The sequence below is a fragment of the Rhodococcus sp. EPR-134 genome (assembly GCF_001647205.1).
Lineage (GTDB): Bacteria > Actinomycetota > Actinomycetes > Mycobacteriales > Mycobacteriaceae > Rhodococcus_F > Rhodococcus_F qingshengii.
On the sequence record NZ_LVCT01000625.1, the window covers coordinates 1 to 11,559 of the forward strand.

13 protein-coding genes are annotated in these 11,559 nt (G+C 62.9%); 4 read left to right on the forward strand and 9 right to left on the reverse strand.

Translation table 11 applies throughout. The annotated features are described in order from the left end of the window. Positions 1 to 613: redox-sensing transcriptional repressor Rex (locus A2J01_RS27485; RefSeq protein WP_064113998.1), on the reverse strand; the 613-nt coding region annotated here is incomplete at its 3' end. Positions 614 to 753: 140 nt separating this feature from the next. Beyond that, entirely contained in the window at positions 754 to 1,014 is a 261-nt protein-coding gene (locus tag A2J01_RS27490; RefSeq protein ID WP_003941953.1) for a glutaredoxin family protein, read from the reverse strand. A 200-nt stretch (positions 1,015 to 1,214) separates the two neighbouring features. Between A2J01_RS27490 and A2J01_RS27495 the strand changes: the two genes are divergently transcribed. Beyond that, positions 1,215 to 2,210, forward strand: coding sequence for an HAD family hydrolase (locus A2J01_RS27495; RefSeq protein WP_020968932.1), 996 nt, complete (start codon positions 1,215 to 1,217; stop codon positions 2,208 to 2,210). A 39-nt stretch (positions 2,211 to 2,249) separates the two neighbouring features. Here A2J01_RS27495 and A2J01_RS27500 read toward each other — a convergent pair whose 3' ends face one another. The 7 genes from A2J01_RS27500 to A2J01_RS27525 form a co-directional block, all read right to left on the reverse strand. Then, the gene (locus A2J01_RS27500; protein ID WP_042923247.1) at positions 2,250 to 3,287 is read right to left on the reverse strand and encodes a lysophospholipid acyltransferase family protein; all 1,038 of its coding nucleotides are present in this window, start codon (positions 3,285 to 3,287) and stop codon (positions 2,250 to 2,252) included. Next, positions 3,284 to 4,417, reverse strand: coding sequence for an NAD-dependent epimerase/dehydratase family protein (locus tag A2J01_RS27505; RefSeq protein ID WP_003941967.1), 1,134 nt, complete (start codon positions 4,415 to 4,417; stop codon positions 3,284 to 3,286). Before A2J01_RS27505 ends, A2J01_RS27500 begins: the two co-directional genes overlap by 4 nt. Positions 4,418 to 4,634: 217 nt before the next feature. Further along, positions 4,635 to 4,736, reverse strand: a complete 102-nt coding sequence (locus A2J01_RS35470) for a 30S ribosomal protein bS22 (protein WP_003402602.1) — start codon at positions 4,734 to 4,736, stop codon at positions 4,635 to 4,637. A gap of 244 nt (positions 4,737 to 4,980) precedes the next feature. Then, the gene (locus A2J01_RS27510; RefSeq protein ID WP_003941845.1) at positions 4,981 to 5,217 is read right to left on the reverse strand and encodes a helix-turn-helix domain-containing protein; all 237 of its coding nucleotides are present in this window, start codon (positions 5,215 to 5,217) and stop codon (positions 4,981 to 4,983) included. A gap of 126 nt (positions 5,218 to 5,343) precedes the next feature. Further along, complete coding sequence (gene proC, locus A2J01_RS27515; RefSeq protein ID WP_064113999.1) at positions 5,344 to 6,159, reverse strand: pyrroline-5-carboxylate reductase; 816 nt, start codon at positions 6,157 to 6,159, stop codon at positions 5,344 to 5,346. A gap of 34 nt (positions 6,160 to 6,193) precedes the next feature. Next, positions 6,194 to 7,039 carry a thioesterase family protein gene (locus tag A2J01_RS27520; RefSeq protein ID WP_007735317.1) on the reverse strand — a complete coding sequence of 282 codons (846 nt, stop codon included), beginning with the start codon at positions 7,037 to 7,039 and terminating at the stop codon, positions 6,194 to 6,196. Next, a complete protein-coding gene (locus A2J01_RS27525; RefSeq protein ID WP_064114000.1) occupies positions 7,036 to 7,674 on the reverse strand; it encodes a MerR family transcriptional regulator in 639 nt (212 codons plus the stop codon). Before A2J01_RS27525 ends, A2J01_RS27520 begins: the two co-directional genes overlap by 4 nt. Before the next feature lie 150 nt (positions 7,675 to 7,824). Here A2J01_RS27525 and A2J01_RS27530 point away from each other — a divergent pair, with 150 nt between their 5' ends. The 3 genes from A2J01_RS27530 to A2J01_RS27540 all read left to right on the forward strand — a co-directional run. Beyond that, positions 7,825 to 8,448 carry a TetR/AcrR family transcriptional regulator gene (locus A2J01_RS27530; protein WP_003942051.1) on the forward strand — a complete coding sequence of 208 codons (624 nt, stop codon included), beginning with the start codon at positions 7,825 to 7,827 and terminating at the stop codon, positions 8,446 to 8,448. A 155-nt stretch (positions 8,449 to 8,603) separates the two neighbouring features. Further along, entirely contained in the window at positions 8,604 to 10,070 is a 1,467-nt protein-coding gene (locus A2J01_RS27535; RefSeq protein WP_064114001.1) for a wax ester/triacylglycerol synthase domain-containing protein, read from the forward strand. Positions 10,071 to 10,073: 3 nt separating this feature from the next. Next, a partial coding sequence (locus A2J01_RS27540; protein ID WP_156519425.1) for a glycerol-3-phosphate 1-O-acyltransferase occupies positions 10,074 to 11,559 on the forward strand: 1,486 nt, incomplete at its 3' end.

Sequence of the window (11,559 nt, forward strand, 5' to 3'; positions counted from 1 at the left end):
CGCCCTGAGCTGCCTCGTCCGGTGTGGAGATGACGCCGATGGTCGCATTCAGTTCACGGCAGGCGACGGTCAGTTCCTCGGTGCTGCGCACGACGAGATCCCCGACTCTGCTTCCGATTCGATCTGCATCACTGTCGAAGAGTCCGACCATCTCGAAACCGCGGCGGCTGAATCCGCCGTAGCCGACCAGCGCCTTGCCGAGGTTTCCGACTCCGACGAGAACGACCTTGTGCCCACGATCGAGTCCGAGTGCACGCTCGATGCGGATGCGGAGCCTGTTGACGTCGTACCCGACGCCACGGACACCGTTGGGTCCGAGGAACGACAGATCCTTACGCAACTTCGCTGATCCGACACCTGACGCCTGCGCGAGTTCCTCGCTCGAGACGATGGAGGTACCCCGGTCGGACATCACTCCGAGGACCCGCAGGTATGCGGCCAAGCGCGTCACCGTAGCCTGGGGGATGACGCGATCCTGAGCGATCGGGTCGGTAACCGAGGCGCTGGAAGCGTCGGTGACGGAAGAGCCCGCAGCGCCGGTGACGCGCTGAGCCACAGGCTCATGCGTCTGGTGCGGTTCGGTCACGTCGCTGGCTCCTCGTCCGGTCGACACGACTGTCGACCTCCACGATGCTCCGGGGGAATGTTCACACCACGGTAACCGCTTGTGAACCCATGCACAAAGTTGCTCGAGACGGGTTCGATGTGCCGTTCACCTGCAAAGCGGCTCCGCGGACAACTTTGAGGGTTGCCTTACTTGCGTAAATCGTCACGAAGGCGCTCCTCGTCGACTTCCCAGTAACCGTGCTCGCGTCCGTCGAGAAGAATGACGGGCAATCTGTCTCCGTACTCCGCTCTCAGCTCTGGATCCGTCGCGGCAGCTTCGTCCACGTCGATGCACGTCAATTCCAGCTCGAACTCGGAACAGACCCGTCGCAGGACCTCCGCCGCGCCGACGCAGGACGCGCATCCTGCGCGTGTCAACAGGGTCACTTCATGCGTAGCTGCAGTCATCGACGCATACCTTTCTTCTACGGGGACGCCATCTACTTGATCGGTCGAGTGTGCCTCCGGAGCCCCACTCGGTGCCAAATCGGCGGAGAGGAACGTCACACACCACAGGGAAGGTCACCATCCAACCCATCGGGCCTCATCGCGGAGGATAGGCTGACTCGAAGAGTTCTCTGCTCGAGAATGCAACACGGGAGGTGCGGGTGCCTGCGCGATCACTACCGAACGGCTCCGGATTCGGATCAGGGCTTGCCGGGGTCATTCTCCCCGGACGTCGCCATGTGAAGAATCCGCTGGGCCCGAGTGAGTCGGAAGTTCGAGCCAATCTCGCCGGCGAGGCGAGCGCTGACGCAGCTCTGGCATTGCACGAAGCTGCCAACCCCACAGAACCGGAAACCGGCGAAGAGCCCCCGGCCGTTCCGCGCGACCTCACGGCCGCCGCATTCTTCGACGTCGACAACACCATGGTGCAGGGTGCGTCGATCATCCACTTCGCCCGTGGTCTCGCTGCACGAAAGTATCTCAAGACCTCGGATCTGGTGGATTTCGCGTGGAAGCAGATCAAGTTCCGAGTCACCGGCCGAGAAAGTAGCGACGACGTCGCCGAAGGCCGCGAGAAAGCACTGTCCTTCGTGGCCGGTCGATCCACCGCCGAACTCGCCCGCCTCGGCGAGGAGATCTACGACGAGGTCATCGCCGACAAGATCTGGCCAGGCACGAGGGCGTTGGCCCAGATGCACCTCGACGCCGGACAACAGGTGTGGTTGGTGACGGCAACTCCGGTCGAACTGGCTCAGGTCATCGCCGAGAAACTGGGATTGACCGGCGCCTTGGGCACTGTCGCCGAGAGTGAGGACGGCGTCTTCACCGGCCGACTCGTCGGCGACATCCTGCACGGCATGGGCAAGGCGCACGCCGTACGGACGTTGGCGGTGCGTGAAGGACTCAATCTCAAGCGCTGTTCCGCCTACTCCGACAGCCACAACGACGTTCCGATGCTCTCGTTGGTGGGGACACCGGTGGCGATCAATCCCGACGCAGATCTTCGTGAACTCGCGAAGAACCGCGGGTGGGAAGTTCGCGATTTCCGCACCGGACGAAAGGCCGCCAAGATCGGCGTACCGACGGCGCTGGTGCTCGGAGCGGTCGGCGGGGCGCTCGCGGCAATTCTCGCCAGGCGCAAAGAACAGAACGCCTGAGCGGGTTCGGTCCGGATCGAGCAGCGATCCGGACCGAACTCAGCCGAGAAAGACGTTGCGACGCTTGGCCAACAGTCGATACAGCGTCTGCTGAATCGTTTCCCGGACGTGGTCCGTGACCTCGAACAGGACCATCGGATCGTCGGCGGCACCGCTCTCGAAGGTATCGGTGACGATGGGCTTTCCGAACTCGATGTACCACTTCGACGGCAACGGAACCAGGCCGAGTGGCCCGAAGTGCGGAAACAGCGGTGTCACCGGGAAATACGGAAGACCGAGAACGCGTGCGAGTGTGGTGAGATCACCGATTTTGGGATAGATCTCCTCCGAACCCACGATCGAGCACGGAATGATCGGAACACCGGTTCGCATTGCGGCCGACACGAAGCCACCGCGCCCGAACCGCTGCAACTTGTACCGCTCACTGAACGGTTTCCCGATGCCCTTGAATCCCTCCGGGAACACGGCCGCGACTTCACCGTCGTTGAGCAGACGCTCGGCGTCGGGGTTGCAGGCCAACGTATGACCGGCTTTGCGCGCCAGTCCACCCACCACCGGCATCTCGAATGCCATGTCCGCAGCCAACATTCGCAGTGGACGATGCGCTGGATGGTGATCGTGCACGGCAACCGACGTCATCAGTCCGTCGATCGGGATCACACCGGCGTGGTTGGCGACCACAAGCGCTCCCCCGGTGAGGGGAATGTTCTCGATCCCACTGACCTCGACGCGAAACCACTTCTCGAACAGCGGGCGCAACATCGGCATGACGACGTTGTCCGCGAAATGCGGGTCGAACCCGAACTCGTCGACCTCGTAGTCGCCGGACACCCGACGTCGGAAGAATTCTGCTGCCGAGGCGATCTGATCGACGATCGCCGACCTGGCCGAATCGACGAACGTGCTCTCACCGCCGTGGTCGGCCGCCGAGGACACTCCGGACGGATGCCGGCGCTCACTTTGTTCACGGATGTCACGCTCCGCACCGGTGACGGACTCACGCGAACGGGAAGTTGCCGACTTTCCGGTGTGAGTTGCGCTGGGCCGCAGGGGAATTACCTTCGCCACGTCAGTCACCCCTTCACCGCACTTCGTCCCGACAGCGGCATGTGCATCACGTCTGCACTTGTTGCCGCCGCGGCGGTGTCACCGCCGAGGATGGTGGTCAACGCATTCTCCGCCCGATCGATCCACTCGGACTTGATGATCCGGCGCGTCTGCATCGCACGCATGAAATCGTCGAGTGCTTGCATGGTGGTCCATCGCGGCTCGAACCCCAGCTCGCTGCGCATGCGAGTGGTGTCGAGTCCGCAGCCGAACCGGAAATACTCGAGTTGCTCGTCGGTGTACAGCCTCATGGACGACCCCACCAACGCGCTGCCGACACTACGGAACAGAGCGAGCGGCATCGGAACTTCCACCCTGCCTGCCCGGCGGATCGCCTGCGACATCATGACCACTCCGTCGCCGGCGATGTTGTACGTACCCGAAGCGTGTCCGATGGTCGCCTTCTCCAGCGCCGCGAGGGCATCCTCGACGTGGAGCAATTGCAGGCGCGCGTTGCGCCCGACGATGGTGGGCACGAGTGGGGCGGTGACGTAGTGCCCGACGGTTGCAGTCAGCTGAGGTCCGATCAACGGCGCCAACCGCAGAATCCCGACCGAGATGTCTGGGCGCCGACGCCCCATTCCGCGGAGGTATCCCTCGATCTCGAGGCTGTCGCGGGCATATCCGCCCGGCGGCCGGCGGCGCGCACTCATTTCTTCGGTGAACTGAGCGGGATCCTTGGCACTGCACCCGTAGACGACCGAAGCCGAGCGCAGGACCACCTTGCGAACCGTCGGAGCTTTCTGACAGACCGCGAACAGTTGCATGGCGCCGATGACGTTCATGTCCTTCATCGCGGCGCGGCTGCCGGCTTTGGGGGCTTTCTGAAGCGTCGACGCGTGCACGACGGTGTCGACCTCGGCGTTTCGGATCACTTTGCCGATCAGCGGATTGCGGATGTCTGCTCGCACGAATTCCGCGCGGCCCATTCTGCGCATCATGTCCTTGCTCGGACTGACGGCGTCGACGGCGATGACACGCTCGATCGACGGATTCTGCGCAAGCCTGGTCACCAGGTAGCCGCCGAGAAATCTGCTCGCCCCGGTCACCAGTACGACGCGAGGCGTCGTGCCCCCTGAAGTGTTGTCACCTTCAACCACCAAGTACCCCCATATCCAGTAGAAACGCGCTCTGCCGAAGCGTCCCTCCCGCGATTTTCCCCCACTTTACGGGCAGAGGGGGTCCCGCGCTGACTACCCAAATTTCGGCCATTCAAGACAAATCGCCCAGCCAATGAGACGTGGCACACATCGCTTCCCCCCGAATATGCTGATGCCCGCCACCCCGGAAGGGGTGGCGGGCATCAACAGGTACTGCTTATTTACCGAGTTTCCTGCGCTGTACTCGGGTACGACGAAGCAGCTTGCGGTGCTTCTTCTTCGACATGCGCTTGCGACGCTTCTTGATCACTGAACCCATAGCGGGTGTCCCTCACGTTCTTCTCTAGCGTTCCTGCGCACGCCGGTCACGTACGCCTGCGCCAAGCAATTGGCGCCTGGCCCTCGTTTTAACTAGCTCAGCGCCTTACGACACCAGCTTGCTGGTACGACAGTGACTCATCGTACCGGTGTGGAGTCACTCGGCATAAACCGAGCCTCCGGCACAGCAACCGCTGTGCCCGCGACTCGGCTCACGCCGAGGTCATCCTCTTCGAACCGGCTGGTCAGCCGGCATCGAAGTACGAGGTTTCGAGGTAATCGTGTACTGCCTTCGCATGTACACGGAACGAACGGCCCACTCGTACAGCAGGCAATTCGCCACTGTGTACCAACCGGTACACAGTCATTTTCGACACCCTCATCAAAGTTGCTACCTCAGCAACAGTGAGGAATTGCGTGCCGGCCACTGCCGGCTTTCCGTCGTGGGACGAACCCATGGACGGCTTGTTTGCAGACACCATTAATCCACATACCTCCAGCACGACTCGCGCCGCCGGCTTCCCCTCCGGCGGAACAGACACGTACGTACTAAGTCGAGCTTAGCTGTACTGGTGGGGTTAAAGCGACGGGTGTGGCTAAACGGACGACTAATCCGCAGCTGCACCCATCGCGGCCGAGCGCGACTTGGCGGCATCCAAGGCATCGAAGAACGCCGTCCGCAGGCCGCCCGCTTCGAGCTGACGCAGTGCCGCAGCCGTCGTTCCGCCCGGTGACGTCACCGCGGCGCGAAGATCCGTCGCGCTGTCGCCGGTGCGATCGAGCATCGCTGCGGAACCGACCATCGTCTGCACCACCAATTCGGTAACGACCGGGCGCGTCAGGCCGAGACCGACTCCCGCGTCGATCATCGCTTCGGCGACCAGAAAGAAGTAGGCCGGGCCGGAACCGGAGACAGCAGTGACCGCGTCGATCTGCGATTCGGGAACCGTGACCACCTTGCCGACGCTGCCGAGGATGCCGCGTACGAGCTCGAGATGCTCGGCCTTGACGTGCCGTCCGGGCGAGAGCACGCTCACGCCCTCCCCGACCAACATGGGGGTGTTCGGCATGACGCGGATGACCGGGAACCCTGCGGGCAGACGCGTTTCGAAGAATCCCGTGGGGATTCCCGCCGCAAGGGAAACGATCAATTGTTCGAGGTCGCCGTCCAGATCGACCTTCGTCAACGCCGTGAGCGCTGACTCGACGTCGTTCGGCTTCACCGCGATGACGATGACGTCCGCACCCTCGGCGGCATCGGCGACCGTGCTGACGCGGATGGAGTATTCGGCGATCAATTCGTCTGCGCGAGGCTGATATTGCTCGGCGACGACCAGATCCTTGATGGCGTGGCCGGCCTGCAACAGCCCGGAGATCAGCGCCTCGCCGATCTTGCCGCCACCGATAATCGCAATTCTTGTCATGGCGAACAGCCTGCCACGACCGCAGCGATCGACCCTAGCGGGGCATCATCGCCAATTGACGACTCTGGACGACGACTGCGCCCGTCGAATCGAGAACAGCATGATCCTCTTCGAACCACGTGCTGCCCAGAACATCCGAGCTCGCCCGCACGCGAAGCCATCCCGGCGTCGGCAGTCGGCGCAGGTACGTCGTCAACTGCACGGTCGGCGCCCACCCGAACAGGCCGCGGTTCATCGTCACCGGCGCGCTGATGTCACCCGCCATGATCGCGAACAGCACAGCGGTGTCGAGGTCGTTTTCGTCCTCGGGTCGAGGACGGACCCACATCCTGACCTCGGCCTCGCCTTGGCTGCCAGTCAGGAAGTGCGCCGAGGTGGTGTCGATTCGCATGTCGCAACCCTGACCGACATGCACGACCTGCGCCATCGGGTGATCGCCGATGACTGCCACCGCACTCTCCGGCGGTTCCGGTGACATGTCGTCGATCGACGAGGCCGTGACGAAGGTGGGGTCGCCGTCATCGGGGAATCCGAGCGTGACCGCCGCGCGAACAGCGCTGCGGCCCGCCTGGCTCAACTCGACGTCTAATAACGCGACCTGGCGTCCCTGCTTTCGGACGATCACCTCCAGTTCGACTTCACCCGGATCTGGGGCCGACAGATAGTTGGCGCTCACTGCGAGTGGCTGCATCTTCAGAAGCGAGTCGTTCTCACCTGCGCCGTCTCGCAGACATTGACGCGCTGCAGCGGCGCACACAGCCATCATGGAGCCGCCGTGCACTTTCGGCCCGATGGTCCAGATCGAATCGATCGTTGCGGTGTATCGCCCGTCGCCGAGCGAGGTGAGGCGATTGAGATCTTGAAAGGGACTGGTGCTCATCGATTTTCCTGTTCGGTGCTTTCTCGGTGTTGCGGGAAATGTCGTGCGGCCAAATCTTGGTGCGCCAGGCGTCGCAAAGCTGTCAGGACGGGTTCGTACATGGCGGTTCCGAGGACCGCATAGCGAATGCCGTCCTCGGTCGAACTGGTAGGCATCAGCTCGATTTCCACTTCGGCAATCCCTCGGATGTGTTCGCCGTAGGCGCGCAGGCGCTCGTCCGAGAGACTCAGTCCTGCATCCTCGAGGCCGATCAGTGCCCGCTCGAGGTGCGCGACCGCCACGTACCTCGGCTCGAAAACCTGACCGAGAAACTCCAGAACCTTGCGAGCTCTGGGGAACTCTGGATCCGGTTCAGGTTCGACGTACGGGGGTAGTTGCGCGATTGCGCGGCCGAAAGTCTCGAATTCGGATCGCTCGTCAGTGTCCACCAGTTCGAGCACCGCGCGAATCCGTGGAATCGCGAGTCCCGCCCCGGCCAGGGCCCTGATCAACGCGAGTCGCCGGACGTGCTGTTCGCCGTACCTCGCTCCCGTTGCGCTGGTCGGCTCACCAGGCATCAGCAGACCTTCACGGAGGTAGTACTTGATAGTGGCCAGTGCAACGCCGGACTGTGCGGCCAGTTCGGAAACCTTCACCGCTCCTCCGTCCAACTCGCTCGACCCTTTACTGGATAGTGATGCTATCCAATGGTGGCCGAGCATCGGTAAGGAGGACACGCCTTGCGCTAGGGTTGAACCTTCTTTGCGCACATCACCAGAAATTTCCGAACGGAGCGAACAGGCGGAATGACGGATTTGCAGTCGGAGGCTCAGCCCGACGAACAGTGGCGCATCGTGGAACCACTGACGCTGACTCCCCTGCTCACCGCCGCACTCGAGGTGTTCCACGAACTCGGTTACCACGGAGCGTCGGTTCGTGACATCGCAAAACGTGCCGGTGTCACCGTGCCGACGCTGTATTACCACCACGGCAACAAACAGGGCATCCTCGTCGCGCTGATGGAACCGGGCATCGAGAACGTCACCGCACGCGCGAGCGCTGCGGTCGACGCTGCCGGACCGTCGCCGACGGCACAGTTCGGCAATCTCGTCGAGGCGTGTGTTCTGCACATGACCAGTCGCTCCGACATAGCCTTCCTCGATTCCGAACTGCGGTACCTCGAGGACGCGGAACGAAAGAGCTACGCCGCCAAGCGAAAGAAGCTCGAGAACCTACTCGTCGACGTACTGACGGCAGGCGTCGAGAGCGGTGAGTTCACGGTCCCGGACATCACCGGAACGGGCCGTGCACTACTGGGAATGTGTCAGTCCGTCGTCCTCTGGTATCGACTCGACGGGCCGCAGACTCCGCGCGAAGTCAGTGTTCTCTACCGCGAGATAGCCCTGAAAGCCGTCGGCGTCACTTCTTGAGCACTGAACTTCCCGGCATGTCCGATTAGCCCTTAACTGACGAACGTCACACCTGTCGGCTGACACCGAAACCGGGACGCGCCCACGGTCGCGGGTCCACACTTAGAAGCAGAGATGCGCGGGGTGGATCCGCAGACCGAGGGAGTTCTTGACGTATGGCCAACAGCAATCCATTTGTTCCTCCTAGCGCGGTCGACGTCGACCTTTCCGCGGTCGCCTGGGGGGCGAACCGCACGATGTCCGACTTCGAGACTGGAATGTGGCGGATGGAAGAGGCGCAGCCGCAACTGCGCTCACCGATCGTTGCGGTAGAGGTACTCGATCGTGCCCCGGACTGGGATCGACTTCTCGACGCAGTCGAGTGGGCATCGCACGTGGTTCCGCGTATTCGTATGCGAGCAGTGGAACCGGCAATGCAGCTGGGCAATCCGGTGTGGTCCGTCGATCCCGAGTTCGCCATCGGCTACCACCTACGACGCGTCCGCTTACCTGCACCGGCGGACTTCGATCACGCACTGCGCATGTGTCGTCACCTTGCGACGGAACCTTTCGACAAGGCTCGACCGCCGTGGAGCGCGCTGCTCATCGAAGGTCTCGACGACGGTCGCGCCGTGTTCGTGGTCAAGACTCACCACTCCATCACCGACGGCATGGGCGGCATCCAGATGATGACGCTCCTGCACAGCAGACGCCCGGACCCCACTCCGAACAAGCCCGACCGCACACCGCCTGCTCCTGAGCATCTGTCATCGGTGGGCGCCTTCGGCGAGGAGGTCGTCAGCGAGATCCGGCGTGCGCCCTCGCGTATCGCCAAGCTGGTCCGCGGTGCCACCAATGTTGCGACCACGGCGATCTCGAGTCCGATCACGACAGCTTCCGAGGTCCTCGGTTACGCCAATTCACTCCGCAAGATCGTCACTCCCCCAGCTCGTTCCGGTTCCCCTCTGCTCCACGATCGTGGTCTCGGACGGTGGTTCGGAACTCTCGAAGTGGGTGTTCCCGAGCTCAAGGCCGGGGCGAAAGCTGCCGGCGGCTCACTCAACGACGCGTACGTCGCCGCTTTGCTCGGCGGCTTCCATCGCTACCACGAAGCCTTCGGACAATCCGTCGACAGCATTCCGATGGGTATGCCGATCAGCATGCGTACGGGCGCAGACGCCAACGGCGGCAACCGGTTTGCAGCCGTTCGCTTCAACGGCCCGGTCTCCGAAACGGATCCGGCCAAACGCATCAGGCAGGTGCGAGAGATCGTTCTGAGTCTGCGTGAGGAACCGGCGTTGGACGCTATCGACGTCGCCGCCCCGATCCTCGCTCGCCTGCCGAACTATCTACTCGCGAACTGGTATCTGTCCCAGTCGACAGGACTGGACCTGCAGGCGAGCAACGTCGCCGGCGTACCGGTACCGGTCTATCTCGCCGGAGCGAAGATCGAGCGGATGTTCCCGTTCGGCCCGGCGCCCGGTTGCGCGGCGATGGCGACACTGGTCTCCCACGTCGGGGTGTGCTGTATCGGAATCAATCTCGACACCGCCGCGATCACGAAGCCCGCGCTGCTGATGCAGTGCTTGCAGGAGAGCCTGGACGAGATCGTCGCTCTCGGAGTCACAACGGAAGGTGCGTGAGTCATGAGCGAGAACACGACCAACCCGCGCGTGTACCTCACCGAAACCATGACAGAGGCCGAAGCCGGCGTGCTGCGAAAGTGGCTTGCCGACAAGGCAAGCTCATCCGAAACTCGGCCGGTCACCGTCAACATCACCGACAAGACCCTGGCAGAACTGGCGGCACGGACCGACGACCCGATGCTCGCACCGCTTCGCGTGGTGTGGATTCCGGACACCCATACCAAGCACAACGTCGCGGTGCGACTACGTGATGCGCTGGCACCACGCGATCCTCTCCACCCCGGACGCGGTGCACAACGCAGAACCCTGCGCACCGACCCCTCTCGGTGCCAGGTCATCGAAGGTGAACCCGCACCACTGAGCGATCTCGAGCGTCGCCTCGAAAAGAGCGGTGGCGGTTCGCTACCGGAGTTCATCCGACGGCAGGCCGCTCTGGCACTCGAACGCGCCGAATTGGGCCTACTGGGTGGCCAGTACAAGGTGTCACGGTTCGTCGTCGACGAGATCACCGACACCCGCCGATTCGCCACCGAGGTCATGGCTTTGGCCGACCGGTTGAACATCGCCGTCGCCGAAGTCGATCGCCGCGCACGTGAAGCTCTCGAAGAAATGGTTGCCACCCAGAGTCGCCAAGCCATCGCGGTGTGGGATCGCCTGGGCCGCTACTTCGCTCGCGCCTACAAGCTGGACGTGGACACGAGCCGCTTCGAGGAACTCCGTGAGCTGAACAAGGAACACTCACTGGTCTTCCTCCCCAGTCACCGTTCGTACCTCGATCCCCTCGTCCTGCGTCCGGCGTTGATCGCGAACGGCTTGCCGCTCAATCACGTCATGGGCGGCCTCAACATCAGTTTCTGGCCCATGGGCTCGATCCTCAAGCGCAGCGGCACCGTCTTCATTCGTCGAAGCATCGGCAACGACGAGGTCTACAAGTGGTCGATGCACGAGTACATGCGCTATCTGCTGACCAAGCGCTTCAATCTGGAGTGGTACATCGAAGGTGGACGCGGACGTACCGGGAAACTACGCCCGCCGCGCTTCGGTCTCCTGACCTACCTGACCAAGGCATTTCAGGTCAGCGGAGCGTCCGACGTGTACCTCGTCCCGGTTGCGCTGAGCTACGACCAACTCTACGAGGTCGGGGCCATGGCTGCCGAGGCGCTCGGCGCCGAGAAGACACCGGAAGGCCTGCGCTGGATGGTGGGTTACGTACGCGCCCAGGGAAAACGCAACGGTGTCGCGCACGTGACCATCGGCCGGCCGCTCTCACTCGCGGACGCACTCAGCCAGGAAACCGATCAGCGCCTCGCCATTCAGAAGGCCGGCATCGAGGTGTGTCACCGCATCAACGAGGTCACCCCGGTGACCGTGTCTTCACTGGCGATGTTGGCGTTCCTCGGAATCGAAGACCGGGCGTTGACAGTTCGTGAACTCACCGCGATTCTCACGCCGCTGTTCGGCTACATCACCGCGCGAAATCTTCCGA

Bases quoted from the DNA above. Each gene is read 5' to 3' on its own strand.
- A2J01_RS27535 (WP_064114001.1), top strand. From the start codon at position 8,604: ATGGCCAACAGCAATCCATTTGTTCCTCCTAGCGCGGTCGACGTCGAC.
- A2J01_RS27530 (WP_003942051.1), top strand. From the start codon at position 7,825: ATGACGGATTTGCAGTCGGAGGCTCAGCCCGACGAACAGTGGCGCATC.
- A2J01_RS35470 (WP_003402602.1), bottom strand. From the start codon at position 4,736: ATGGGTTCAGTGATCAAGAAGCGTCGCAAGCGCATGTCGAAGAAGAAG.
- A2J01_RS27490 (WP_003941953.1), bottom strand. From the start codon at position 1,014: ATGACTGCAGCTACGCATGAAGTGACCCTGTTGACACGCGCAGGATGC.
- A2J01_RS27520 (WP_007735317.1), bottom strand. From the start codon at position 7,039: ATGAGCACCAGTCCCTTTCAAGATCTCAATCGCCTCACCTCGCTCGGC.
- proC (WP_064113999.1), bottom strand. From the start codon at position 6,159: ATGACAAGAATTGCGATTATCGGTGGCGGCAAGATCGGCGAGGCGCTG.
- A2J01_RS27510 (WP_003941845.1), bottom strand. From the start codon at position 5,217: ATGGTGTCTGCAAACAAGCCGTCCATGGGTTCGTCCCACGACGGAAAG.